25 protein-coding genes are annotated in these 25,870 nt (G+C 28.8%); 14 read left to right on the top strand and 11 right to left on the bottom strand.

The features are described from left to right. The 8 genes from CAMP5063_RS07275 to mqnE form a co-directional block, all read right to left on the bottom strand. Positions 1 to 993 (bottom strand): cache domain-containing protein (locus tag CAMP5063_RS07275; protein ID WP_337195081.1); only part of this gene is annotated, 993 nt, incomplete at its 3' end. A 79-nt stretch (positions 994 to 1,072) separates the two neighbouring features. After that, positions 1,073 to 1,813, bottom strand: coding sequence for a pilus assembly FimT family protein (locus tag CAMP5063_RS07270; RefSeq protein ID WP_220566288.1), 741 nt, complete (start codon positions 1,811 to 1,813; stop codon positions 1,073 to 1,075). Beyond that, a complete protein-coding gene (locus CAMP5063_RS07265; protein WP_220566289.1) occupies positions 1,810 to 2,967 on the bottom strand; it encodes a hypothetical protein in 1,158 nt (385 codons plus the stop codon). Before CAMP5063_RS07265 ends, CAMP5063_RS07270 begins: the two co-directional genes overlap by 4 nt. Positions 2,968 to 2,973: 6 nt before the next feature. Next, a complete protein-coding gene (locus CAMP5063_RS07260; RefSeq protein WP_133319345.1) occupies positions 2,974 to 3,507 on the bottom strand; it encodes a hypothetical protein in 534 nt (177 codons plus the stop codon). Between the two features lies 1 nt (position 3,508). After that, on the bottom strand, positions 3,509 to 5,902 hold the full coding sequence (locus tag CAMP5063_RS07255) for a molybdopterin guanine dinucleotide-containing S/N-oxide reductase (RefSeq protein ID WP_337195080.1): 2,394 nt from the start codon (positions 5,900 to 5,902) through the stop codon (positions 3,509 to 3,511). A gap of 61 nt (positions 5,903 to 5,963) precedes the next feature. Further along, complete coding sequence (locus CAMP5063_RS07250) at positions 5,964 to 6,404, bottom strand: phosphoribosyltransferase (RefSeq protein WP_263737603.1); 441 nt, start codon at positions 6,402 to 6,404, stop codon at positions 5,964 to 5,966. A 9-nt stretch (positions 6,405 to 6,413) separates the two neighbouring features. Then, entirely contained in the window at positions 6,414 to 7,730 is a 1,317-nt protein-coding gene (locus CAMP5063_RS07245; RefSeq protein WP_263661047.1) for an NCS2 family permease, read from the bottom strand. A gap of 8 nt (positions 7,731 to 7,738) precedes the next feature. Then, a complete protein-coding gene (mqnE, locus tag CAMP5063_RS07240) occupies positions 7,739 to 8,803 on the bottom strand; it encodes an aminofutalosine synthase MqnE (RefSeq protein ID WP_133319349.1) in 1,065 nt (354 codons plus the stop codon). Between the two features lie 120 nt (positions 8,804 to 8,923). On the opposite strand from mqnE, the gene CAMP5063_RS07235 reads away from it, so the two are divergent. The 5 genes from CAMP5063_RS07235 to CAMP5063_RS07215 all read left to right on the top strand — a co-directional run bounded on the left by CAMP5063_RS07235 (position 8,924) and on the right by CAMP5063_RS07215 (position 15,627). Further along, complete coding sequence (locus tag CAMP5063_RS07235; RefSeq protein WP_337195079.1) at positions 8,924 to 11,278, top strand: nucleotidyltransferase; 2,355 nt, start codon at positions 8,924 to 8,926, stop codon at positions 11,276 to 11,278. Positions 11,279 to 11,281: 3 nt separating this feature from the next. Then, positions 11,282 to 13,081, top strand: a complete 1,800-nt coding sequence (gene glmS / locus CAMP5063_RS07230) for a glutamine--fructose-6-phosphate transaminase (isomerizing) (RefSeq protein ID WP_263660498.1) — start codon at positions 11,282 to 11,284, stop codon at positions 13,079 to 13,081. A gap of 128 nt (positions 13,082 to 13,209) precedes the next feature. Beyond that, entirely contained in the window at positions 13,210 to 14,601 is a 1,392-nt protein-coding gene (gene fumC / locus CAMP5063_RS07225) for a class II fumarate hydratase (RefSeq protein WP_263737602.1), read from the top strand. A 41-nt stretch (positions 14,602 to 14,642) separates the two neighbouring features. After that, positions 14,643 to 15,017: an HIT family protein gene (locus CAMP5063_RS07220; RefSeq protein WP_220566296.1), complete on the top strand. Its 375-nt coding sequence runs from the start codon at positions 14,643 to 14,645 to the stop codon at positions 15,015 to 15,017. A 235-nt stretch (positions 15,018 to 15,252) separates the two neighbouring features. Further along, positions 15,253 to 15,627 carry a DUF1090 domain-containing protein gene (locus tag CAMP5063_RS07215; RefSeq protein WP_263737601.1) on the top strand — a complete coding sequence of 125 codons (375 nt, stop codon included), beginning with the start codon at positions 15,253 to 15,255 and terminating at the stop codon, positions 15,625 to 15,627. 1 nt (position 15,628) lies between these two features. Here CAMP5063_RS07215 and CAMP5063_RS07210 read toward each other — a convergent pair whose 3' ends face one another. The 3 genes from CAMP5063_RS07210 to nadD form a co-directional block, all read right to left on the bottom strand. Further along, positions 15,629 to 15,766 (bottom strand): hypothetical protein, encoded by a 138-nt coding sequence (locus CAMP5063_RS07210; RefSeq protein WP_263661052.1) that lies wholly within the window; start codon positions 15,764 to 15,766, stop codon positions 15,629 to 15,631. 371 nt (positions 15,767 to 16,137) lie between these two features. Next, on the bottom strand, positions 16,138 to 16,467 hold the full coding sequence (rsfS, locus tag CAMP5063_RS07205) for a ribosome silencing factor (protein WP_263725969.1): 330 nt from the start codon (positions 16,465 to 16,467) through the stop codon (positions 16,138 to 16,140). Positions 16,468 to 16,480: 13 nt separating this feature from the next. After that, complete coding sequence (nadD, locus tag CAMP5063_RS07200) at positions 16,481 to 17,026, bottom strand: nicotinate (nicotinamide) nucleotide adenylyltransferase (RefSeq protein ID WP_263737600.1); 546 nt, start codon at positions 17,024 to 17,026, stop codon at positions 16,481 to 16,483. 59 nt (positions 17,027 to 17,085) lie between these two features. Between nadD and gap the strand changes: the two genes are divergently transcribed. The 9 genes from gap to CAMP5063_RS07155 all read left to right on the top strand — a co-directional run. Beyond that, complete coding sequence (gene gap, locus CAMP5063_RS07195; protein WP_220566300.1) at positions 17,086 to 18,081, top strand: type I glyceraldehyde-3-phosphate dehydrogenase; 996 nt, start codon at positions 17,086 to 17,088, stop codon at positions 18,079 to 18,081. A gap of 1 nt (position 18,082) precedes the next feature. Next, positions 18,083 to 19,285: a phosphoglycerate kinase gene (locus CAMP5063_RS07190; RefSeq protein WP_263659824.1), complete on the top strand. Its 1,203-nt coding sequence runs from the start codon at positions 18,083 to 18,085 to the stop codon at positions 19,283 to 19,285. Beyond that, positions 19,282 to 19,962: a triose-phosphate isomerase gene (locus CAMP5063_RS07185; protein ID WP_263662836.1), complete on the top strand. Its 681-nt coding sequence runs from the start codon at positions 19,282 to 19,284 to the stop codon at positions 19,960 to 19,962. Before CAMP5063_RS07190 ends, CAMP5063_RS07185 begins: the two co-directional genes overlap by 4 nt. Before the next feature lie 3 nt (positions 19,963 to 19,965). Next, a complete protein-coding gene (locus CAMP5063_RS07180; protein ID WP_263662835.1) occupies positions 19,966 to 21,600 on the top strand; it encodes a hydrogenase small subunit in 1,635 nt (544 codons plus the stop codon). A gap of 125 nt (positions 21,601 to 21,725) precedes the next feature. Beyond that, complete coding sequence (locus tag CAMP5063_RS07175) at positions 21,726 to 22,274, top strand: ATP-binding protein (RefSeq protein ID WP_133319360.1); 549 nt, start codon at positions 21,726 to 21,728, stop codon at positions 22,272 to 22,274. Between the two features lie 12 nt (positions 22,275 to 22,286). Continuing rightward, entirely contained in the window at positions 22,287 to 22,979 is a 693-nt protein-coding gene (dut, locus tag CAMP5063_RS07170) for a dUTPase (RefSeq protein WP_133319361.1), read from the top strand. Next, positions 22,976 to 23,686, top strand: coding sequence for an EI24 domain-containing protein (locus CAMP5063_RS07165; RefSeq protein WP_337195078.1), 711 nt, complete (start codon positions 22,976 to 22,978; stop codon positions 23,684 to 23,686). The genes dut and CAMP5063_RS07165 overlap by 4 nt, the downstream gene beginning before the upstream one ends. Further along, complete coding sequence (locus CAMP5063_RS07160) at positions 23,679 to 24,083, top strand: hypothetical protein (RefSeq protein ID WP_337195077.1); 405 nt, start codon at positions 23,679 to 23,681, stop codon at positions 24,081 to 24,083. Before CAMP5063_RS07165 ends, CAMP5063_RS07160 begins: the two co-directional genes overlap by 8 nt. A 130-nt stretch (positions 24,084 to 24,213) precedes the next feature. Beyond that, on the top strand, positions 24,214 to 25,870 hold a 1,657-nt coding region (locus tag CAMP5063_RS07155), incomplete at its 3' end, for a methyl-accepting chemotaxis protein (protein ID WP_337195076.1).

The raw sequence follows: 25,870 nt of genomic DNA, 5'->3' as shown, positions 1-25,870 counted from the left end.
TAATTTTGAAGAAAAAAAGTAAATAGCAAAACATGAAATAAACAATATAATGATAGAAAAAATAATTTGCTTATATGCGTCTTTTAAAACCAACATCTCCAACTCATCTTGCTTTTGAGTTGCACAAGCAATATAGCTTACTTTAGCTTTTGAATTATCTATATTAGCGCAAATTCCAAATCTTTCTTCTTGTGTATCAACGCTTATATATTCAAATGTTTTATAATCTCCAAATTGCTGATGATATTTTTTTATCTCTTCTATACTTGGATGTTGAGTTAAGATTAGTGATTTATTATTTGATGCAAAAGGAATAGAGCTTGTTGTATCAAAAACAAAAACATTTCCTGGAAGTTTTTCAAAGGTCTTTTGCAAAGATGTTAGCAGTAAATCAACACCTAAAACACCTATCAACTTACCATTTTTCTTAATCGGGGTAGAATAAGTAAAACTAGGTAATTTTGTAACAGAATCTTCATAAACATCGCTTATAAACACTCCATCATTTGCAATAGCCCCTTTATACCAGTCTCTAGAAGTAGCATCGTAACTTGGATCATCATAAGAAGAAACTCCACCACCTCTTTTTCTAAAATTAACTCCTTTTTTATCAGAAACAGTATCGCTTACAAGCATAGTTCCATCGGGAAAACCAACATAGACAGCTAAAGTATTTGATCCATCTTTAAAAATTTTTAAATCATCTCCTAGTATTTGCTCCATAGAATCAAAATTTAAAACTTGATTTTTTCCCAAAGAATCAATGTATTTTTTTATGGCAAGTAAAATATCTATATAACCATCAACATATCCCTCTACTTGAGTTTCTGTGATCAATAAATAATCTTCATTCGCTTGTTTACTGTTTGAAATTAAATTATTTCTACTAGAAACAAATGCCATTATAGTGATTATTGATAAAGCTAAAAAGACAATAATACCAACAACAATGGACAATTTATTTTTCACACTCATTTGTGTATTTGCATTCATGTATCTCCTTTTTTTGTATTTAAATTGAAGTATTTTAGTAAATATATTTTATCAAAAAAATAATAAATTTTAATAAAAATTATATATTATGACAAAATATTTGTTTATTATTTAAAATAATACTCTGCTGGTTTAGTGAAGAAAAATTAGGTATATAAGCATAACCGCTAATAGGATTTATAACTATACATATATGCTGATCTTGTTTATTAGATAATCTTATAATGCAGTTATTATTAAAAGATGAGAGCTTATCATAAGGACGCATAGCATTTTTCAAAGGTGTATATAAGCGACCATAATCATCAAAAATTAAACGCGTACTTCCCTTGCAAGCACCTTCAAACAAAACTTTTGAAATACCATATGTTTTTTCTATATTATATTTTAAATTTGCCTTAGAATCATTTTGATTTATTACTCCGCTTTGTCCTGAGTTCATCAATAAGTTTGGATTAATTAAATCAACAGCTATTTCTCTGTCTTTATTAATCATGTTTTTACCTATATTTGCATTACCATCACCATTTTTATCTAAAAAAATAGTATAAGTTTGTTCATTATTTGTAGCTGACTTTGAGCGTATGAAATATAATTGCCATTTGGCTTTAAACCACTCTCGTTTAGCAATATTAAATTCTTTTACTCTAAAATCATTTTGTATTAATGCTAAATGTCTTGTGTATTTAATATCATTTAAAATTTGTTCAGCCCCTAAACGCAAATAGTCAGGTTTGTAATAAAAATACCCCATAGAAAACAATAAAGATAATATAATACAAACAAAAACTAATTCTATTAAAGTAAAAGCTTGTTTCATTTTATATAATAATAAATTTTATGCCTACCTAAACTAACATATATCTTACTAGTTTTTTTACTAGAATGAAGTTCTAATTTACCTTTGGAAATACCATAAAATTTAAGTCTTAAAGCTAACTCTTTATCTTTAGTGAAAATATGTGTAAAATTTCTTTGTTTTAACTTTAAAGACAATTCTTTAGCAATATGATAATCATAAGCAAAATGTTTTTTTGGATCTTTTAATAAATAATAAAAACTTTGATTAAAAATAATACCAAGATAAAAAAATAGTAAAAAAACTAAAGAGCATTCTATAAAAATTTTATATTTTAGGCGTAATTGTGGCATTCTTGAGCGATAAGAAGACATTAAATAACGAACTAATAATGGAGTACAAACTACACAAAAAGGTAAAAAGTCTTCTAAAAAAAGTCTTTGTCTTATAGAAAAAATCAAACAAAAAACGAAAGTAGTTGCACTAATAAACCATAAAAGAGGTTTATCATCTTGTAAAAGAATTCTATAAATAACATAAAAAAAATAAAGAAAAATTAAAGGTGAAAAGCAAGCTGCAAAAATACCTAAAGTATCTAAAAAATATCCTTTAGGTTTTCCACTTGCATCAAAACCATAAATACTCATTGCAATAGCAAATAAAATCAAAGAGCATGCAATAAGTAATTTATCTTTTTTATATATAGCAAAAAAGAAAAAAGATAAATATAAAATTACAAAATTTCCATCTACAAAAAGAACTAAAAAAAACAAGATATAAAATAAAAAGAATTTTTTATATTCAAACAGCACCAAAATCAAAAGCGTAAAAAATATTACTACGCTAGATTCATTGATAAGCAAAGCACTGGCTACACTACCAGGAAGCAATATAAAAAGCACAACAGAAATAAAAGCATCAAAAGAAGTTTTGGTGTATCTTAAAGCCAAAATATACAACAAAATACAACTTAAAGAATGCAACAAAACAAACGGAAGTCTTAATCCAAAATCATTTTGTCCAAGAAGAGTAGTACCAAATCTAGCAATCATAGCAATTAAGCTATGATCGTAAAAATAAATTTGTGCTTCATTATAGCTGATAGATAAAGTGCTTACACCATATAATAAAGCACAAAAATCAAAAAATAAAACGGCTAATAAATACCTTTTCATTTTTAATTAGTCAAGTTTTACAGGCCCATTACTTGCATGAGATTGTAAAAATCTTAAAATTCTATCTTTTTCCGCATCAGTGATTTTAGCAAAACCTTGCATAGCAGATAAATATGCATCCCATTCTTCCATTAAATGTTCTTTTGGTTTATGTGCTGCGTGACAACTTGTGCAAGTATCATAATAAGTTAATTCTATCTCATCCCAAGCAAGAATTTCTTGATCGGTCAAATCTTTACTTTTAACTAAAAATTCCATTTCATTACTTGCATTTTTACCATTTAAAGTAAGTAAAAGATAAATTCCATCTTTGGTATAAGCAAGGCTTTTTGGATTTGACTCTACAACCTCACCTTTGACTTTAATTAAAGAGTATTCGCCTTCTTCTTTTATAAGCTCCACTTTAGAGCCTTCATAAATTTGTCCTACTACTTTTTTACTAGCACTATCTAAAAGATCTACTTTTTCATTAAAAATAAACATATCTTTAGCAAACAAAGCACTAGCTAAAAAAGTTAATGTTAATATAATTTTCTTCATTTTAAGCTCCTATGATTTCTGGTGGTGTAGTTGAATTATAAGGTTTTATAACTTCTTTTAGCTTTTCAATACCCACTAAGCAAGTATTTACACTAGTTGCTTGAGCCATAGTTGAAGTTGGTCTTGAGCTTGTTAAAACATTTACATGACCTGCATTACATCTTGGCTTGCTATCGCTTACATCTTCAGGGTCATACCAAGCACCTTCTTGGATACTAACAACTCCTTCCATGATATTATCTGTTACAAAAGCACCTGCTAAAAGTGACCCACGATCATTATATACTTCTACAACTTCTCCGTGGGTAATACCAAGTTTTTTGGCATCATTTGTATTAATCATCACAGGTTCTCTACCTTGAATTTTATACAAATCTCTTACCCAAGTATTATCAAGTTGAGAATGCACTCTATATCTTGGATGTGGACTTACTAAATGGAAAGGAAATTTTTTAACTAATTTTTCATTACCCAGCCACTCTGCAGGCTCAAACCATGTTGGATGTGCTTTAAAATCATCTAAATTGTATTTTTCAAATTTTGGAGAATAAATTTGGATTTTTCCACTTTCTGTTGCAAGTTTATTTGCCACAGGATCGGCTCTAAATTCAGAGTGTCTTACAAAATTATAAGCTTCTTTTGGAGTTTCAAAATGAATAAAACCTTGTTTCCAAAAGTCAGCAAATTCCATATAATAAGGACAATCACTTCTTCCATAAAAACCTTCAAGCCATTGTTGTTTTGTTTTATTACCTGTAAATTTTTTATGCTCTCTCTCGCCAATTCTTTTTGCTAATTCTTCGAAAATATCATAGTCATTTCTACTTTCAAAATAAGGCTCAATTACTTTTTTCATAGCATAAACATAATCTTGAGAATAAGAGCCACCAAAGCTAATATCATCTCTTTCTAAAGTTGTAGTTGAAGGTAATACAATATCTGCCATTTTTGCCATAGGAGTCCACCAAGGCTCATGTACAATTAATGTATCAAGTGTTCTTAAAGCTTTGATAAGTTCATTTGTATTTGGATGATGACCCAATACAGAAGCACCCACTACATACATGAGTTTAATTTTAGGATAAGTGATTTCTTTACCTTTAAATTTAACTGTTTTACCTGGATTTAAAATAGCTTCTGAAACTCTACTTGCAGGAATATTAGTATCAAGATTATTTTTACCTTGTGGTAAACCTACTGGTAATCTTACACCTGAAAATGCTTGACCACCACCTGAATAATGCATAGAAAAACCAAATCCACCACCAGGTAAGCCTACTTGACCTATCATTGAAGCTAAAACCATTAAAGTCCAATCAGCTTGCTCACCATGGTGTGCTCTTTGCATAGCCCAGTTACCTGCTAAAAAGGTTCTATTTTTTACAAAAGTATCTGCTAATGCAGTAATAACTTTTTCTTCAACGCCGGTAATATTTGCAGCCCAAGCTGGAGTTTTATCAATACCATCAGTTTTTCCAAGCAAATAAGGTAAGAATTTGTCAAAACCATCAGTGTATTTTTCAATGAATTTTTTATCATATTTTCCACTTTTATATAAATAATTCATCATACCAAGCATTAAAGCAACATCAGTATTTGGACGAATCTTAATCCACTGGGCATTTAAAATTTCTGCTGTTTGAGTATATTGAGGATCAATAGTTATAAATTTAATTTTTGATTTGCTGTATTTTTTATAATAATCATCATTACCACGATTTGCAACTTTAAAATCAATTTGATTACATTTATAAAGATCAGCTCCCCATAAAACATAAACCTGAGTGTTTTCCAAAATAACTTCATGAGAAGTTTGCAAAGAATAAACTTCCAAATCTCCTACTATGCTAGCATTTACTTTACCAGCAGCACCATTACTATACTCGCCATCAGTGCCAATATGGCCACCTAAAGCGGTATTAAAAAATCTTCCTGCTACTGAGTTGCAATTGTGCAATAAACCTACATGTCCCCATGCACCATAACTTGCATTAAATAAATTTTCAATAGGAGTTTCTTTTAATTTTTCCAATACAAGCTCTAAAGCTTTCTCCCAACTTACTCTTACAAAAGGTTCTTTACCTCTTAATTTAGGTCTTTTTTTACCTTCTAAAAAGCTTTTTCTAACACAAGGATACTTTACCCTAGTGTCTGAATAAGTTCTATCGATAATGGCATCAGTTATTACTGAAGGATGTTTATCAGATTTTTGTGGAGTAACTTTTACTATTTTTCCTTCTGAATTTACTTCAGCCCAAAAAGCACCAAAGTGAGTTGCATGAGGAATTTTTTTAGTATCGTAAAATTTTGTTTGTGCTGCCATTAAAGGATTAACGGAAGCAACTGCTGAAGTTGCAGCAAGACCTTTTAAGAATTTTCTTCTTGTTAAACTCATGTTTGTCCTTCCTTTTAGTTTAGTATTTAATTATATTGTATTATTTATAGCTAATAATAAACTAAATTTTAATACTCCAGAAAAAATCAATCCATTCTTTAGCTTCTTTAATATAAAATTCAGGGATTAATAATGCTGAAGTTTTGTAAAAAACACTTGCTACTTTAAGCTCTAAATGAGGAAACTTTTGACTTAAGACTCTCTTAATTTCTATCATAGTTTCACCACTATCTATGATATCATCTACCAAAAGAACTTTTTTATATAAACTAAGATCAGGAATATTAAAAATTTTAATCGTATCTAATTTTTGAGTATCTTCATAATGGATAGAATTTAAAGAAAATAAATTTCTATTACCCATACCTTCTGCTAAAAAATGGCCCAAAGTCATACCACCTCTTGCTATAGCAAGTAAAACATCGGGATTAAATTCCTCTTTTATTTTGCGCGTAAAAGGGATAATTTCTTTTTGAAATTCTTCATAAGCATAATAATACATAATCACTTCCTATAAAAATTGTAATAAAAATACCAATAATGAAATTGCACTTAAAATGATAATTCCAAGATTAATTTTATCAAATTCTTTTTGCATAATACGCATAAATAAATACGCAATAAAACCAAAAGCAAAACCTGTTGTAATAGAATAAGTCAGCGGCATCATAATAATAATAAAAAACGCACTCACAGCTATTGCTTTATCTTTAAAATTAATATTTGCAACTTCCATAAACATTAAAACTCCAACAAGAACCAATACAGGATAAATAGAATTTGCAGGAATAGCTTTAAATACCGGTAGTAAAAATAAAGTGAAAACAAAACATATAGCAGTAACTAAAGCTGTAAGACCTGTTCTACCGCCTGCTTCAACTCCCGCTGAACTCTCCACAAATGCCGTTACAGTAGAGGTACCAACAACTGCTCCCATAGCTGAACTAACAGCATCTACTCCTAAAGTTTTTCCTAGTTTTTTATCACCTTGTTTTGGATCATCAAATATTTTTCCTCTTGAACCTACGCCTGTGATTGTCCCTACGCTATCAAAAAGCTGAGTAACAAAAAAAGTAAGCACTATAGGAATCATACTAAGTTCTAAAGCTCCTTTAATATCAAGCTTACCAAATATTGCACTTAAGCCATTATCTCCGTTTATAACTGGCATCGACAAAAGTTGTTCTGGAAACCTAGCTCCATCAATACCAAAAATCCAAGCACACAAAGCACTTACAAAAACAGCTAAGATAAAAGCAGCTTTAATCCTCCAAGCCCAAAAAACAAAAACTAAAAACAAACCAAATAATCCAAAAAGCACTTTAGTGCTTGAAAAATCTCCCAAGCCTACTAAAGTTGCTTCGCTTTTGGTGATAATTCCCATTTGCACAAGTCCCATAAAAGCTATAAAAGTTCCAATACCCGCTGATATAGCTTTTCTTAGATCATTTGGTATGCTTTTTATAACCCAAATTCTAAAATTAGTAAAAGATAATAAAGTAAAAACAATACCTGATAAAAAAACAGCCCCCAAAGCACTTTGCCAAGGAATTTGATAAGTATTACACACGCTAAAAGTAAAATACGCATTTAATCCCATGCCTACACTCATAGCCACAGGAGTATTAGAGAAAAAAGCACTTAAAGTAGTAGCTATAATAGTTACCAAAGCGGTTGCTACGATTAAAGCTTCTAGTGGCATACCTGAATTGCTCATTATATTAGCATTAACTGGTATAATATAAATCATTGCTAAAAAGGTAGCAATACCTGCATAAATTTCAGTTTTTACATCGCTATTATGCTCTTTAAGTTTAAAAAAATCCATTTTAATCCTTAATAAATTTTTAGTTCATTATATAAACTATCTCGCTCTATTGCTATATAACCTGAACTTTGAATCATCTCTATGAAGGTTTTTAAACTTAAGCCATTTGAACTTTTTGCTCCACCTGCACTTTGTATGCTTTCTTTTTCTATGGTACCATCTAAATCATTTGCACCAAAATCTTGAGCCACCATAGCTAAATTTATACCCATAGTTGCCCAATAAGCTTTGATATTTTTAATATTATCAAGCACTATTCTTGCTATAGCTAAAGTTTTTAAAATTTCCACCGAGCCAAGTGGCTTTTTACCTGTAATAAAACTATTATCTTGTTGCCAAACTAAAGGAATAAAAGCATTAAACCCACTTGTTTGATCTTGGAGATTTCTTAATCTTATCATGTGATTAATTCTATTTTCTCTACTTTCTATATGCCCAAATAACATAGTAGCATTACTTTGTTTACCTTTTTCATGCCAAAGTTTGTGAATTTTTAGCCAATTTTCACTACTTACCTTACCATGACAAATTCTTTTTCTAACTTCTTCATCAAAAATTTCAGCTCCACCGCCTGGCATAGAATCAACACCATACTCAAGCATTTTTTCTATTACTTCTTCATAACTCATATCAAAAGCTCTACTTAAAAAATCAACCTCAGCAGCAGTTAGAGCTTTAATGTGTAAAAATGGATATTTTTCTTTAATCATTTTAAAAATTTCTAAATACCACTGCCATGATGTATTTTTATTGTGCGCTGAAACAATATGAATTTCTTTCGTATCTCTTAAAACTGTCTCATCAACTATTTTCATTATCTCTTCATGTGTCATAGTGTAAGGATTAGGATTTTTCCTATGTGCTGAAAAAGCACAAAATTTACAAGTATCTGCACATATATTTGTAGGATTAATATGTCGATTGATATTAAAATAAACCTTTTTGCCATGCAAATTAGTACGAATTTTTTGTGCATATTTAGCTAGAGTAAAAAGCTCTAAATCCCAAAGTTTATTAGCCTCTTCTTCGTTTAATCTTTCTTGATTTTCTAATTTTTCTATAATTGTTTGCATATTCTTACCATATTTTTAATTTTAAACTACAATTATAATTTTAACTTACTTAAAATTTAATACAAAGTATTTTTTGGTATGATTTTAACAAAAATTTAAAGCAAGGAATAATTTTCAAAAATGGATATGCAAAAAATTCAAAAATTAAAAAATTCTTTAAAAGACTATGAAGCATATTGTTCTAGACTTTTTTTAAAGCAAGGTTCTTTTAGCTTTTACCATTCTAAAGAGATTGATCGTTTTATAGAAGATATTTATGAGCTTGTTTTAAATGATTTTTTTGATGATTTTTTTCCACATAATGACAAAATTCCTTTTTGTATTATCGCCATTAAACAATATGCTAAAATGAATTTAAGCATAAAAGAAAATATTGATTTATTGCTTATTTATAAAGATATAAAAGCTTATAATATTAAGCCTTTAATGAAAGCATTTATCACTTCTTTAAACGATATTGGTTTAAGCATTAACTATCAAATTTGTGAAATAAATGGACTTTATAATATAGCTAAAAATGAGCTTAAACAAAATATTTTACAATACCGCTATATTAGCGGCTCTAAGATTTTATTTAAACAAATCAAAGAAAAAATTTCCCAAGCTCAAGATGAGTTAAAAGAAGAATTTGCTCTAAAAATCTTGCATGAATTTAACCCTTATTATCAACCTTTAATCAAGCAAGAATTTGATATTAATAAAAATTTTGGCGGTTTAGATGAGCAACTTAATATAGAAAATTTAAATATTTTATTTAAAGATTCTCCCAAAAATTATATGCTTAATTTTATCAATGAAAAAGAATTTAGCGAATTTAAGCTTGCAAGTGATTTTTTATTTTCACTTAAATGTGCAATGAATCTTTTAGAAGGTAAAAACACAAATTTATTTTTAATACAAAATTCACAAGAACTTGCTAACTTAATGCATAAAAAAGAAAAGAAAAATTTAGATCTTAAATCCATACTCATTCAAAAAGCAATGCAAAGTATGCAAATTTGTGGAATTTATACACATTTTTTAGCAAGGTGCATCCAAGAAAAACATTATAAAGAAAATAAACTTTATGAAATACAAGATAACTTTTTTACCTATTCAGATGAAAATGAAAATTTAAATTCAATACTCAATCGACTTTTAAAACTAGAAGATGAGGAATTTATTTTTGATATTAAACTAATTTTTGCATTAAAAAGAGCAAAAAATAATGATGAAAATTTGGAGTTATTTAAAGGTATATTAGAAAAAAAACATTCTTTTAGTATTTTAAAACTACTAAACAATGCAAATATTTTAAAAGATTTTTGCAAACCATTAATTCAAAGTAAATTTTTACTCGAAGAAGAAGGTGTTTATAGCGCATTAGATAGAGCATTACTTTGCTTAAAATACTTTGAAGAAAAAGATTGCAAATTTGATAAAAAAACACTTCTAATAATAAAGCTTACCGTACTTTTAAGTGCTATTCATGAAGAAAATGAAATTTCTTTAGCTAATATTTACAGAGCTTATGTTGGAAAATTCCAAGTTGATAATGAACTTTTAGATTTTGGCTTAAGATTATTTAAAAATTTCAATGCTTTTAAAGATATTATAGAAAAAGAAGATATTTATAATTCTACTATTGTATTAAATTTTATTTCCAAATTAAATGATACTCATACCCTAAAAACCTTACATCTTTTATCTTTTTGCAATGCTAAAGCTTTGGGTATAGAAAATCATTTTTATTATAAAAGTTTAGAAAGATTGTTTCAAAATGCACTAGAAGGTTTTGAGGATGAAAATTTAATTGATGAGAGTCAAAGAAGGGTAAAAAAAGAACAAACCCTAAAAAGAAGCAAGGCTTTTTTAGATCTTGATGAGCAAACTCAAAACAATATCACTCATATTAAATCTAATCTCTTTTTTATAAAAAATAGCTTTGAAAAAATTATTAAAATAACACAGATTGCGCAAAAAGAAAATTTTACTTTTTGGCTTGACAATCAAGATAATTTTACTCTAGAGCTTATAATGAATAGAAAAAATAATCTTGAAAATATACTCAACACTTTAAGTTCTTTAAATTTAGTCTTTATGAGTTTTTTTGAATTATTTGATGAAAAAGTTTATCTGAAATTTGAATATTCAGATATAGTAAGTGATAATCAAAAACAAAGTTTAGAAAATTTACTTAATTCTAAATTACATTTAAAAGTACAAAAAAAAGCAAAAAAACCAAACATTAAAAAAGATGAATTAAAATTAGACATGAATTATTCCAAAAGCTATGCCAAAATAACCTTAAACACAAAAGATCAAAAAGGTTTAATGGCTTATGTAATGGATGTGCTTGTAAGATATGATATTATCTTAAGTGCAGCAAAAATTCAAACTATAAAAGAAAGAACGCGAAATGTTTTGATTTTGCATAAAAATGAAAGCTTGCAAGATCATAAAGATCAAATTCTTAAATCACTAATAAGCGAGTAAAAGATGTGTGGAATAGTAGGTTATATAGGAACTAAAGAAAAGAAAAAAATCATATTAGAAGGTTTAAAAGAGCTTGAATATAGAGGTTATGATAGCGCCGGTATAGCAGTAATGAAAGATGGAGAATTAGACTTTTTTAAAGCGGTTGGAAAATTAGAAAATTTAGCTAATAAGACTGCTAATTTTAATAGTGATGGATTTGGGCTTGCTATAGGCCATACGCGTTGGGCAACCCATGGAAAACCAACTGAAATAAATGCGCATCCACATTTAGGACAATACTCTTGTGTAATACATAATGGAATCATAGAAAATTACCAAGAATTAAAAACAAAACTCACACAAGAAGGTATTAATTTTCTAAGTCAAACTGACACTGAAGTTATTGTACATTTATTTGAATATCATGCGAGTAATTTAGAACCATTTGAAGCTTTTAAAAAGACCATAGCTGAACTAAAAGGTGCTTTTGCAATCTTGCTTGTGAGTAAAAAAGATCCTAATACAATTTATTTTGCTAAAAATGCTGTGCCACTCATCATCGGAAAAAATGGCGATGAAAATGAATATTATTTTGCATCAAGTGATGCACCTTTAGTTTCTTTAGTGGATAAAGTAGCTTATCTTGAAGATGGAGATTATGGATATGTTAATTTAAATGAATGCAAAATTTGTCATGATCAAGCTTGTATACAACCTACTTTTGTGGCTTTAAGTCAAGATAAAAGTTATGCTCAAAAAGATGGTTATAGGTTTTTCATGGAAAAAGAAATTTATGAGCAAAGTAGAGTTTTAGGCGAAGTTTTAATGGGACGATTACAAGGTGAGCAGATTGTTTTTGAAGATATAGATGAAACTCTTTTACAAAACATAGATGAAATCACACTTTGTGCTTGTGGTACAAGCTATCATGCAGCATTAAGTGGGGCTTATTTACTTGAAAGACTTGCAAAAATTAAAACTAAAGTTGAAGTAGCAAGTGAATTTAGATACAGAGAAGCCATTATAGGTAAAAATACTCTTTTTATAGTAATCTCTCAAAGTGGTGAAACAGCTGATACACTAGAAGCTTTAAAAATAGCAAAAACACAAGGAGTTAAAACTTTAGCAATATGCAATGTGGATAATTCTAACATCGTGCGTTTGGCTGATATATCTTTACTTACTAGAGCGGGTATTGAAAAAGGCGTAGCTTCAACTAAAGCATTTGCCACTCAAGTAGCAACTTTATGGATGCTTGCAATCTATCTTGCACAAAAAGCAAATTTAGATATGAGTAAAGAAATCAAAGCTCTAAGAAGTTTACCAAGTATAGTTAAAGTTGAACAAAACTTGCATGAAAAAGTACATAGAATTTCAAAAAGATACCTACATGGCCATGGCTTTTTCTTTATAGGAAGAGATGTATTTTATCCACTAGCACTAGAAGGAGCTTTAAAACTTAAAGAAATTTCATACTTACATGCTGAAGGCTATCCAGCAGGAGAGATGAAACATGGACCTATTGCTCTAGCAGATAGTGAGCTTTTTACCGTTGCATTAATGCCGCAAAATTGTCTTTATGAAAAAACAAAATCAAATGTAGAAGAATTAGCTGCAAGGGATTCTACTTTACTTGCTATCTCTCCACTTGATTTTGATTTAAGTGATGATTTTATAAAAACTTCAAAACAAGAGCACTATATGTGCGAATTTTTCGAAATGATGGTAATCTTACAGCTTCTAGCTTTAGAAGTTTCTATAAGACTTGGCAATGATGTGGATATGCCAAGAAATCTAGCAAAAAGTGTTACAGTAGAATAGTATTTGTGTAGTTTTGAAAAAAACTACACCTTTCTTCAAAAATTTTATAAATACTTCTTAAATTATAAGCAAACTTTAGGGTTTATTTAGTTTAAATATCACAACTTATTTTATTACAAGGAAAGGCCATGGAATACAGAATCGAACACGATACTATGGGAGAGATAAAAGTTCCTAATGATAAATATTGGGGAGCACAAACTGAAAGAAGTTTTGAAAATTTTAAAATTGGTTGTGAGAAAATGCCAAAAGTTTTAATTTATGCTTTTGCAAATCTTAAAAAATCTTTGGCTTTGGTAAATAATAAACTTGGTAAATTAGATGATGCTAAAAAAAATGCTATCGTGCAAGCTTGCGATGAAATTGTAGCAGGAAAATTTGACGATAATTTCCCACTAGCAATATGGCAAACAGGTTCAGGCACTCAAAGCAATATGAATATGAATGAAGTTATAGCAAACCGTGCAACTGAAATTATGGGTGGAGATTTTAGAAAAGAAAAGCTTGTTCATCCAAATGATCATGTAAATATGAGTCAAAGTTCAAATGATACTTTTCCAACTGCTATGAGTATAGTTTCGGTAGAGCAAGTAGAGAAAAAACTTATCCCTGCTTTAGATGAGCTTATTGCAACTTTTGAAAAAAAAGTAAAAGAATTTGAAGGAATTATTAAAATAGGAAGAACTCACCTTCAAGATGCTACACCACTTACCCTAGCTCAAGAATTTAGCGGATATCTTTCTATGTTACTTCACTCAAAAGAGCAAATCATCGCTTCTTTACCTACATTAAGAGAACTTGCAATAGGTGGGACAGCTGTTGGTACAGGATTGAATGCTCATCCAGAACTTAGCGAAAAAGTAAGTGAAGAATTAAGCAAGCTTTTAGGCACTAAATTTATTTCAAGTCCAAATAAATTCCATGCCCTAACAAGCCATGATGCAATTAATTTTACTCATGGGGCCATGAAAGGCTTAGCTGCAAATTTAATGAAAATAGCAAATGATATTAGATGGCTAGCAAGTGGCCCTAGATGTGGTCTTGGAGAGTTAAACATACCTGAAAACGAACCAGGAAGTTCTATCATGCCAGGCAAGGTTAATCCTACTCAATGCGAAGCTTTAACTATGGTTGCAGTGCAAGTTATGGGAAATGATGCAGCTATTGGCTTTGCAGCAAGCCAAGGAAATTTCGAGCTTAATGTTTTCAAGCCTGTGATTATTTATAACTTCTTGCAAAGCCTTGATTTATTAGCTGATGCTATGCATTCATTTAATATCCATTGTGCTGTTGGTATAGAGCCAAATAAAGAAAAAATAGATCATAATTTACATAATTCTTTAATGCTAGTAACTGCACTAAATCCACACATTGGCTATGAAAATGCAGCTAAAGTAGCAAAAAATGCTCATAAAAAAGGTATTTCTTTAAAAGAAAGTGCTATGGAGCTTGGCTTAGTAAGCGAAGAAGACTTTGCTAAATTTGTAGATCCTACAAAAATGATAGGAGTAAAAAAATAATCAAAAGACTAGGAATAACCCTAGTCTTTTTAAGGATTTAGATGATTTATGAAAATGATTTTTTATTTATAGAAAAAGAAGATTCTCAAATTCCTTGGGTAAAAATTTTTACTAAAGAAAATTACAGAGAATTAAGTGATTGTCCATCCTTTTTACAAAATATGCTTTTTCAGTATGTTTTAGCTTGCGAATTAAGCCTTAGAGAATACTACAACCCAGAAAAAATCAACATAGCTTCCTTTGCAAACTATGTGCCAAGAGTGCATTTTCATGTTATGGCACGCTTTAAAGAAGATGGGTTTTTTCCTGAATGCATGTGGGGAAAACAACAAAGAGAAATTAAGGATTTAAAATTGCCTGATTTTGAAGGATTTGTATCAATTTTACTTAAAAAAATAAATAATATTCATGTTTAAAAATTTATTAATTCTAGTTATCAAGTCCTATTACATTATCTACTTAGGATTATTTTAGTACAAAAATCATATAAGTTTAAAATATGAGAAAATCAAACTATAAGCTTGATAATAATTCATCTTTATTTTTATAAAAGGTCAAATAACTTTTTTTAAAACTCATGTTTTTATTAAAAACAGCAAATAAATTATTTAATATAATAAACTAAAATTTGAAAAAAGAAAGGTTTAAACTATGAAGCAATTGTTATTTTTACTTACACTTTGCTCACTTGCATTTTCCACGCAATGTGAGGTTAAAATAAAGCAAATTCAAAAAGAAATAGCTTATGCTAAAAATTACAATCATCAAGAAAAAGCTTTAAGTTTAGAATTAGCCTTAAAAGAAGTTCAAGCAGATTGTGCAAAAGATCCTCTTTTTTATGATAAAAAATTAGAGGCTAAAAAACTTAAAGAACAAGAGATAGAAAAAATCGAACAAGAGTTAAAAGAATTAAAAAAACAAAAAGATTATATGAGTAAAACAGAGTATAAAAACAAAAAACAAGCTTTAAAAGACAAAAAAGACAAAATCAAAAAAGAGATTGAAGAATATATCAGCAAACTCTAATTTAATTCCAAATTTGCCACCATTTTTTATTTTGTTGTTTTAGTTTTTGCATTAAAATATTTTGATTTTTTAATGCAAACTCATTTTCTCCATCAAGCTTTGGTAATTCTTTGGTATATTCTAAAACTTGTTTACTCAATCATTTTATTAAAAAATTCTATAGCCTTTTGATAATCTTCCAAATTCTCAAAGTCGCTTCTTAAACAAGAGCTAGATCAATACAAGTTTACAATTTTTTAAGGCTTTTATTTGCTTATCTAAAAGTATATAAATTCTAGCTCTGTTAAAATATACTAAATAATATGTATTATCTAGTACATGGTTTTATTGAAAGCCAAAAGTACTTCTTGAAATTTCAAACAATTAAATCCACAAAATGCTCTATTATGATAAGCTTCCAAAAACAATACGCTCGCTTAAAACTTCATCGCATTTTTCAAATTCTGAATTTTCAAAATATTCTTTAGCTAAATCTGATAATTCAGTGATTAGATTATCCAAATATTAATCCTAGTTTTGATTTTCTTTATTTAAACTTTTCAAAAATTCTTCTATATTATATTTTGCTCTATAAGTTTCACTCATTAAGTGAATCAAAATATCTCCTAAATCAAGTACAGTCCATTCTTCACTACTTTCTATATTTAAAAACTCCTCACCTTTGCTTTTAAGATTAGTTTTTAAATCATCAATCAAAGAAAGCGCGTGTCTTTCCCCCATAGTAGTAGCAATCACTACAAATTTAACAAAATAATCCTTATCTTGCATATCAAAGCTTTCTATTAAATCTGCTTTTTTATCATCTAAAATCTGCACTATATTATTAATTCTTTCTTGCATTGTTTTCCTTTTGTTAAATATTTTTAAATTTAGAATAATAAAGCTTAACTTCTTCTTTGATTTGCTCACAAACTTGCGTTGTTTGTAAAGTTTGTCTTATAAAAGATGAAGAGATATTTACTTTAGTATCTAAAGTTTTAAAATGTTTTGGTATAAAAATATCATCTCTTTTAGCTACAACAAATTCTACCAAATTTTGCAATCTTTCAAATTCATGCCATTTTTCAAGACTTTGCAAATGATCAGCTCCTAAAATAAGATAAAATTTTGAAATTTCATATTGCTTATATAAAAATTCAACACTTTCTATACTAGGCACAGGTCTTTGCTTTTTTATTTCAAAATCACAAATTTCAACTTTTATTAAGCTTCCCCAAATTTCCTTGCACCATTTTAAGCGTCTTTGTTCATCTGCAGTAAATTCTTGTTTAAAAAGACTAATAAAAGTAGGCATAATAATGAGCTTATCAAGCTCTAAATTTTCTAATGCATTTAAGACTATAGCATTATGACCTAAATGAGGCGGATCAAAACTACCGCCAAAAAGTGCGATTTTCATTAAAATTTAACCTTTTTTTAGTAGAATTTTATCTACTTAATCATAAAAAGGAAATGAAAATGGCTGTAAAAGTTGCAATAAATGGCTTTGGACGCATTGGAAGATGTGTTGCAAGAATTATCATGAAACGCGATGATATAGAACTTGTAGCGATTAATGATACTACTGATATTGAACTCACAAAATATCTTTTTAAATACGACACCGTTCATGGGGTATATGATGGTAGCGTTGAAAATGAAAATGATGATTTAATAATTGATAATAAAAAAATAAAAGTTTTAAAAAGTAGAAATGTAGCAGATTTAGACTTTGCAAAATATGGCGCACAAATTGTTTTAGAGTGTACCGGTGCACACTTAACTATGGAAAAATGTCAAGGATTTTTAGATCATGGGGTGCAAAAAGTCATCATGAGTGCACCTGCAAAAGATAAAACTCCAACCTATGTTTTAGGAGTAAATGCTCACGAATATAAAGGCGAAAATATCATCTCAAATGCAAGTTGTACCACCAACTGCCTAGGACCAATTTGTAGAGTTTTGCAAGATAATTTTGGCATAGAAAAAGGTTTAATGACTACTATACATGCTTACACCAATGGTCAAAGTATTATTGATGCAAAAGCAAGAGATAAAAGAAGATCACGCGCTGCTGCACAAAATATCATCCCTACTTCTACCGGTGCAGCAAAAGCTATGAAGCTTGTTATGCCTGAACTTGATGGAAAATTACATGGTCAAAGCATGCGTGTGCCTGTAGCTGATGTATCAACTGTAGATTTAACTGCAACTTTAAAGAAAAAAGTAAGTAAAGAAGAAATCAATGAAGCCTTTAGAAAAGCAGCTGCTAGTAATTTAAAAGGCATATTATTGGTAGATGATGAAGAAAGAGTTTCTAGTGATTTTATAACTTGCTCTTATGGTGCAATTGTAGCAAGTGATTTAACTCAAGTTATTTGTGATGATTTTGTTAAAGTGGTTGCTTGGTATGATAATGAATGGGGTTATTCTTCTCGTTTAGTAGATATGGCAGTATTTATAGCAAAGGCTTAAGATGAGTAGTATTTTATCGATTAAAGATATTGATCTTGCAAAGAAAAAAGTATTTATAAGATGTGATTTTAATGTTCCTCAAGATGAGTTTTTAAATATCACCGACGATCGTCGTATTCGCTCGGCCATCCCTACTATAAGGTATTGTTTAGATAATGGCTGTGCGGTTATTTTAGCTTCACATTTAGGGCGTCCAAAAGAAATAGCTTCAAAATACTCTTTAGAACCAGTTGCAAAAAGACTTGCACGCTTAATGGCTAAAGAAGTCATCATGGCTAAAGATGTTATAGGTGAAGATGCAAAGAAAAAAGCTAGCGAATTAAAATCAAGTGAAATTTTGCTTTTAGAAAATTTACGCTTTGAAAAGGGTGAAACTAAGAATGATGAAAATTTAGCCAAAGAACTTGCTTCTATGGCTGATGTTTATATTAATGATGCTTTTGGGGTTTGTCATAGAGCCCATGCTAGCGTTGAAGCTATTACAAAATACTTTGATAATACAAACAAGGGTGCGGGATTTTTACTCCAAAAAGAAATTGAGTTTGCAAGCAATCTTATCAAACACCCTGCGCGTCCTTTTGTGGCCGTAGTAGGTGGTTCTAAAGTAAGTGGGAAATTACAAGCTTTGACTAACTTACTTCCAAAAGTAGATAAATTAATCATAGGCGGAGGTATGGCCTTTACTTTCTTAAAAGCTCAAGGTTATGATATAGGAAATTCTCTTTTAGAAGAAGATTTAATTGAAGAAGCAAATAAAATCTTACTCAAAGGTAAAAATCTAGGTGTAAAAATTTATCTTCCTGTGGATGTTACAGCAGCGCAAACTTGCTCTCAAGAAGCAGTAATGAAATACACCCCTGTGCAAGAAATTCCTGCAGGTTGGATGGGACTTGATATAGGTCCTGCTAGCGTAAGATTATTTAAAGAGGCACTTTCTGATGCTCAAACTATATGGTGGAATGGGCCTATGGGAGTTTTTGAAATCGATAAATTCTCAAAAGGTAGCATTAAAATGAGTCATTATATTAGTGAATCTCATGCAACAACTGTAATAGGTGGTGGTGATACTGCTGATGTTGTAGCAAGAGCAGGTGATGCTGATGAGATGACTTTCATTTCAACCGGTGGTGGAGCATCATTAGAGCTTATAGAAGGAAAAGAACTTCCTGGTGTAAAACCTTTGACCATAAAGGATAATGAATGATTTTTGCAGCAAATTTAAAGTGTAATCATACAAGATCAAGCTTTGAACTTTACGCTCAAAAATTAAACCAAAACTTAAACAAAGAAGATGAAATTTTCATCTTCCCTCCTAGCATAGCTTTTTTAAAAGACAATTTTTCATTTCAGCAAGGCGCGCAGAATTTCTACCCTTGTGAAAATGGAGCCTATACCGGAGAAATTGGTAAAATTCACTTAGAAGAATTTAATATCAAAAGTGTTTTAATAGGTCATTCTGAAAGAAGAGCTTTAAATGAAAATGAAAGCTTTTTAAAAGCTAAATTTGATTTTGCAAAAAATCTTGATTTTAATATCATTTATTGTATAGGCGAAAGTTTAGAAACCAAAAATACTAATAAAAGCTTAGATTTTTTAAAAAAACAAATTGAAAATATTGATTTATCTTATAAAAAACTTATCATAGCATATGAGCCTATTTATTCTATAGGTACAGGAGTTAGTGCTAATCTTGATGATATTAATACCATACTTAATTTTTTAAGAGAATTTACTAACGCTAAGCTTTTATACGGTGGAAGTGTTAATCAAAACAATATTAAAGAAATTTGTGCTTTAAAAAATTGTGATGGAGTATTAATAGGTTCAGCCGCATTAAATGCAAATGATTTTTTAAATATGATACAAATAGCCAAAGGTTAAAAAATGTCTTTAAGCAATGAAGAATTAAAAAGCATATTAGAGCATAAAATTGCTCTATTAGAAAACTCGCATAAAGAAGAGAAAAATATCTCATTAGAAGCCGTAAATTCTATCATTAAAACTTTAGGTTTGCCAAATGATTTTAGCCCTTTAGCACATAGATATTTTCAACTTCACACCCCACCTAGTCTCATATGGCTTCATTTAAGTGAATGCACAGGATGTAGTGAGAGTTTGCTTAGAACTTCATTGCCTGACTTTTTAGATCTGATTTTTGATTTCATTTCTTTAGAATATCATGAAACCTTTATGAGTGCAAGCGGACACCAAGCAGAATCGCATTTAGAGGAAGTTTTAGAAAAAAAAGATTTTCTTTTGGCCGTTGAAGGCGGGGTTTGTGCTATAGATCCTTTTTATCTAACTATAGGGGCACATGGTGAAAATGGATATGAAATTTTACAAAAATGTGCCAAAAATGCTAAAACAATCTTTGCTATGGGAACTTGCTCAAGCTATGGAGGAATTCAAGCTGCACATCCAAACCCTACCAAAAGCATAGGAATTTCTAAAGTCTTGGAAAAAAAAGTAATCAATATACCAGGTTGTCCTCCAAGTGATGTAAATATCATCGCAGCGCTTTGCTTTTATATATTATTTGAGCAAGACATGGCTTTAGATGAACAAAATAGACCTTTGGCTTTTTATGGTAAATGTTTGCATGATTTATGTGAAAGAAAAGCTAAATTTGAAGCAGGTAATTTTGCTCAAAGTTTTAACGATGAAAATATAAAACAAGGTTATTGTCTTTTTAAAGTAGGTTGTAAAGGACCTTATGCTTATAATAATTGCCCTAAGGTTAAATTTAACTCCAAAACCTCTTGGCCAGTAGCTGCAGGACATGGCTGTATTGCCTGTAGTGAAGAGAATTTTTGGGATGATTTTGGTTTTTATGAAAAACCTATGAGCAATGAATTTGCTTATAATAATTTTTCTATTATATTGGATAATAAAATAGTCCATAATAGCTCTAACAATGAGCTTAATTCAGATAATATTTTGTTAGATTTAGAAAGCGATATTAGTGGAATTTTTTATCAAAATGACACAAAGATTAATTTTTTAGACTTTAGTTTTGAAGCTAATCCTAAAGTTTTTTTAAATAATTTTGCAAAAACTAAAATGGCTATGACTTTAGTACAAAACTATCAAGAGCAATTTAAAACATATTATAATTTTATACAAGAAAATTATAATAATGAAAGCAAAATTAGTAATAATATCTTAGATTTATTTTATTTTATATATCCTTTTATTAGCGGAAAAAAATTAAGCCATTTAGATGAGTTTTTAGATCTTGCTTTAGCTTATAAGTTCAAACATCCTAGCAAATTTGATTTTAAAACTACCATTAATGAACAAGCAAAGCTTGATATTTCTAAATCAATGCGTATGCCTTTGATTTATATTTTAGGTGGTTTAGATAAAGAAGCTATTGCTTTTGGATTGATTTTTTCTTTAAAAGAAAATTTAAAACAGGCTTTAAAAGCATGTAAAAATATACATAACAAAAAACAAATTTTAATACACTCAAATAATGAAAAAATACTAAAATTATTTTGGGATTTAACGAGTGTTTAAAGACTTAATGATAAAATATTTATCTCCCTAGTATTTGAAATTTGCAAAGCTTAAAAACTTTGCAAATTTATTTAAGATTTAGTTATTTTGACGATATAACTTTATCTTGATTTGAAAGGAACATTATGCAAATTTCTAGCTACAACTCTCAAAATTTTTCTATGGATATAAAAACAAAAAATGGCAATCATCTTTCTTTTTCTATGTACGATAAAAAAGAAGCAAAATTAGATAAAGATGGAAATTCAGCATCTTTGAGTTTAAGAAATCAATTTGGTTTTTCGTTTTCATATAGTGGCACAAAACTTTCGCAAGAAGAAATTGAAGAAATTAAAGAAGCAGTAGCCAAAGTACAGCCTCAAATTGATGAATTTATGAAAAACTCAAGAGTAGGAACCTTAAAGCCAAAAGAGCTTATCACCACTGCGATGAAAATTGGTGATGCTCTGCCTATACCAAAAAATGAAGAGCACAAAAAAGCAACCTTGCATGAGTTATTTAATATTATGGATAAAAGTTTAAATAAAGAAATGACAAAAACTGATCTTGAAGATATTAAAAAACAGATTTTCCAAGATAGTGCTAAATTATTAGAAGAAATTTGGAAGCAATATAACAATCAAGAAAAGAAAAAAGAAGAAGAAAATAATAAAGAATTTGGATTTTACGCTTAAGAAGGAAAATAAATGCAAGTAAAAGATATTTTAAAAAGCATGCTAGAACTCCAGCAAAAATTAAATGATGATACTAATGGTATAGGATGGGAAAATGGCTATACCAAAGAAGGTAAATTAATTAGCTTTAGAAGATGCATTTATATGGAGTGTGCTGAACTTATTGACTCTTTTGCCTGGAAGCATTGGAAAAGTATACACACTCCTGCAAACTGGGATAATGTATGTATTGAAATAGTAGATATATGGCATTTTATCTTGAGTTTAATTTTAGAAGAATACAAAGAAAAACAAATTAATGATAAAAATTTCATAGCAGAAGAAGTTTCTTCTGTAAGTTTTTTTGATGATTTTTGCAAAGAAACTTCTAATCCAAACGAAGCAGATATTTATGGAATTTTAAATGATATTGAGCTTATTATCCATAAATGCAGTGGATTTGATTATGATTTAGGTGAGCTTTTAAGTGTCTATTTTATTCTAGCTAGAAAATGTGGCTTAAATTTCTTTAAACTTTACAAAACATATATTGGAAAAAATATTTTAAATCAATTCAGACAAGAAAATGGCTATAAAGAAGGCACATATAAAAAAACATGGAATGGTGTAGAAGACAATGAAGTTTTAAATCAAATTTTAAAAGAAACCTTAGATTATAAAGAAATTTACAAAAAACTTCAAAATTATTACGATGAATTAAAATGAATATTTTATATCTAAGCTTGCAAAATTTTTTTAGTAAACCTTTTTTAAAATTTTCTTTTTTGCCTTTTTTTGTTAGTTTAATTATTTTAGCCTTGCTTGTATTCTACACCTATGATATCTTTTTTTCTTATATTGAAGATGTCATTAGCAGAACTTTCATGGCTTGGTTTTTTAGCTTTTCCATAGTACAATTTTCACTTACATTTTTGAGTGCCATAGGTGGATTTTTCATAGTAGTTTTTGCCTCAGTATTTTTATCCATGCTAATTATTTCTTTTTTAACGCCTTATATAGTAAAAAAAATAAATCAAAAATACTACAACTATTTCATACAAAAAGAAGTAAATTCTTTAGAAGTTTTACTCAAAACATTTAAATTTATATTGACTTTTTGCGTATTATTTATAATCGCTACTTTTTTACTAATCATACCTTTTATAAGTATTGTGATTTATTATGGAGTTTTTTATTATTTATTTCATAAACTTTTACTCTTAGATGTATTAAGCAATGTCTTGGATAAAAATTCTTTTAATAATTTTTATAAGAACTCTTCACCTTTGAACTTTAAAATAAGTACTTTAATATTTTTTATTTTATCAAGCATTCCTTTGCTTGGACTATTTTTACAAGTATTTTATGTAATTTTTTTAACTCATTTAAGTTACCAAAAGATCTTAAATTTAGAAGCTAAAAATAATGGATGAGAGAATTAAAAAATTCATTCATTCTCAAAAACTCTTAACCTTGAGCGTGCAAGATAATGATGCAATATATTGCGCAAGTTGCTATTATGCTTTTGATGATAAAAATCTTGCATTGATTTTTGCTAGCGAAGAACATACTAGACACATTCAGCTTTCTTATAAAAATCCAAAAGTAGGAGTTAATATAGCACTAGATACAAATATTATCAATCTTATTAAAGGAGTACAAATTAAAGCTATTTTTAGAAAAGCTACCGCGGAACAAGAAAAAATATATTATGAAAAATTTCCCTTTGCAAAACTTGCAAAAGCTTGTATTTTTGCTCTAAATATACAATGGGCAAAATATACTGATAATAAAATTCTACTTTCTAAAAAATTAGAATTTTTTATTTAAAAATATCCTAAAAATATAATATTTTTTAATAAAAATTAATTTTTTTATAATTTTTTAAATATTTTTTTAATAAAATAATACAAACTATCATAATCATAAAGTCAAATATTGACTTTATCAAGGAGAAAAAATGCTCTCTTCTATTAAGAAATACCTACTAGGTAATTTTTCCAACAAAATAGCTTTCTTAGTTTGTATTTTTGTTGTAGTTTTGCTATGTGTTTTGGGTTTTTTTAATTATGTTAAATCTAAATCCAATAGCCATACACTGTTAGTTCAGTTTCAACAAAAGGTTGCTTTTGATGTGAGTAAAAGATTTGATTTATACGCAAGCGATAGACGCAATGTGATCAATTCTTTAACAAAATACATCAAAGAAAATAAAAATAATCTAAATTCAACACAATATACTAGTTTATTAAATTCTATAGGAAATTCTTTGGGTTTTGATTTAACCTATGTGGGTTTTGAAGATGGAACTATATTTAGATCAAATGGCAATAATCAAACTCCAGAAAGTGGTTATGATCCTAGATCTAGAGGATGGTATAAAGAAGCCAAGGAAAAAAGAGAGTTAATTGTCACAGATCCTTACATATCATCTAGCATGCAAAAACCAACCATTTCTTATGCTAGTCCTATTATAGACAATGGAAAAGTTATAGGTGTAGTTGCTGCTGATTATGATTTGAAAAAATTCTCAGAAGAAGTTTTGGCTATAGGTAAAACACCTTATTCACATGCTGCTGTTTTAGCTGATGATGGAACTTATCTTTTTCATACCGATTCTTCCAAAATCTTAACCTCAACTAATACTAGTAAAGATATTATTTCAAATTATTTTAAAACAACTGAAGGTGCAAACAAAGGTCTTTCTAGGGATATTTTCAAAATTCAAACTAAAGAAGAAGGGATCAAAGCTTTAATTTGTAATGGTAGTATCAATCCAAAATATACTATTTGCTCTATAGCTGATTATGATTTTTACAGCGATACAGCTAAACAAACATTGATGGAACAAATTATTATTTCCTTAATTGCTATTTTTATTACTTTGATTTTTATTAGAATAATCATTTCTTATAATCTTAAGCCAATTGCTATTATATCTTCAGGCTTGCATAATTTCTTTAACTATTTAAATCATAAAGACATTCATTCACACCCTATTAAACTAAAAACTCAAGATGAATTTGGAAAAATGGCTGATGAGATTAATGAAAATATTAATATTATCAAAGAGGCTTTAAGTAAAGATGCAAAAGCTATTGAAGAATCTGTAAATGTTGCTAGAAAAATAGAAACAGGTGAGCTTAATTTACACATTAGCTCTCATGCTAACAATCCACAAATTCAAGAACTCATAGATGTTTTAAATAAAATGCTTGATACTTTACAACAAAAAATTGGTAATAATTTAAACGAAATTCAAGCGGTATTTGATAGTTATAAACAATTAGATTTTACTGCAGCTATTAATACCCCAAAAGGCGATGTTGAAAAAGCAATCAATGCCCTTGGGAATGAAATCAAAAACATGCTTTCAAAATCACTAAACCAAGGTGAATTATTAAATCAAAAAGCTGAAGCACTCAAACAAAGTATGCATGAACTTACAAATGATGCCACACATCAAACCTCATCATTACAAGAAAGCGCAAGAGCTTTAGAGCAAATGAATTCAACTATGAGTGAAATTTCTATCAAAGCACAAGATGTAGTTAAACAAAGTAATGATATTAAAAGTGTTACCACTATGATTTCAGATATTGCTGATCAAATTAATC

Origin of the sequence: Campylobacter sp. RM5063, from assembly GCF_024723655.1 — a bacterium.
GTDB lineage: Bacteria > Campylobacterota > Campylobacteria > Campylobacterales > Campylobacteraceae > Campylobacter_D > Campylobacter_D lari_D.
This window is presented reverse-complemented; position numbering and strand designations above follow the sequence as displayed.

Coding starts and splice junctions, on each gene's coding strand:
- CAMP5063_RS07270 (WP_220566288.1), bottom strand. CDS start 1,813: ATGAAACAAGCTTTTACTTTAATAGAATTAGTTTTTGTTTGTATTATA.
- CAMP5063_RS07265 (WP_220566289.1), bottom strand. CDS start 2,967: ATGAAAAGGTATTTATTAGCCGTTTTATTTTTTGATTTTTGTGCTTTA.
- CAMP5063_RS07260 (WP_133319345.1), bottom strand. CDS start 3,507: ATGAAGAAAATTATATTAACATTAACTTTTTTAGCTAGTGCTTTGTTT.
- CAMP5063_RS07255 (WP_337195080.1), bottom strand. CDS start 5,902: ATGAGTTTAACAAGAAGAAAATTCTTAAAAGGTCTTGCTGCAACTTCA.
- CAMP5063_RS07250 (WP_263737603.1), bottom strand. CDS start 6,404: ATGTATTATTATGCTTATGAAGAATTTCAAAAAGAAATTATCCCTTTT.
- CAMP5063_RS07245 (WP_263661047.1), bottom strand. CDS start 7,730: ATGGATTTTTTTAAACTTAAAGAGCATAATAGCGATGTAAAAACTGAA.
- mqnE (WP_133319349.1), bottom strand. CDS start 8,803: ATGCAAACAATTATAGAAAAATTAGAAAATCAAGAAAGATTAAACGAA.
- CAMP5063_RS07235 (WP_337195079.1), top strand. CDS start 8,924: ATGGATATGCAAAAAATTCAAAAATTAAAAAATTCTTTAAAAGACTAT.
- glmS (WP_263660498.1), top strand. CDS start 11,282: ATGTGTGGAATAGTAGGTTATATAGGAACTAAAGAAAAGAAAAAAATC.
- fumC (WP_263737602.1), top strand. CDS start 13,210: ATGGAATACAGAATCGAACACGATACTATGGGAGAGATAAAAGTTCCT.
- CAMP5063_RS07220 (WP_220566296.1), top strand. CDS start 14,643: ATGATTTATGAAAATGATTTTTTATTTATAGAAAAAGAAGATTCTCAA.
- CAMP5063_RS07215 (WP_263737601.1), top strand. CDS start 15,253: ATGAAGCAATTGTTATTTTTACTTACACTTTGCTCACTTGCATTTTCC.
- rsfS (WP_263725969.1), bottom strand. CDS start 16,467: ATGCAAGAAAGAATTAATAATATAGTGCAGATTTTAGATGATAAAAAA.
- nadD (WP_263737600.1), bottom strand. CDS start 17,026: ATGAAAATCGCACTTTTTGGCGGTAGTTTTGATCCGCCTCATTTAGGT.
- gap (WP_220566300.1), top strand. CDS start 17,086: ATGGCTGTAAAAGTTGCAATAAATGGCTTTGGACGCATTGGAAGATGT.
- CAMP5063_RS07190 (WP_263659824.1), top strand. CDS start 18,083: ATGAGTAGTATTTTATCGATTAAAGATATTGATCTTGCAAAGAAAAAA.
- CAMP5063_RS07185 (WP_263662836.1), top strand. CDS start 19,282: ATGATTTTTGCAGCAAATTTAAAGTGTAATCATACAAGATCAAGCTTT.
- CAMP5063_RS07180 (WP_263662835.1), top strand. CDS start 19,966: ATGTCTTTAAGCAATGAAGAATTAAAAAGCATATTAGAGCATAAAATT.
- CAMP5063_RS07175 (WP_133319360.1), top strand. CDS start 21,726: ATGCAAATTTCTAGCTACAACTCTCAAAATTTTTCTATGGATATAAAA.
- dut (WP_133319361.1), top strand. CDS start 22,287: ATGCAAGTAAAAGATATTTTAAAAAGCATGCTAGAACTCCAGCAAAAA.
- CAMP5063_RS07165 (WP_337195078.1), top strand. CDS start 22,976: ATGAATATTTTATATCTAAGCTTGCAAAATTTTTTTAGTAAACCTTTT.
- CAMP5063_RS07160 (WP_337195077.1), top strand. CDS start 23,679: ATGGATGAGAGAATTAAAAAATTCATTCATTCTCAAAAACTCTTAACC.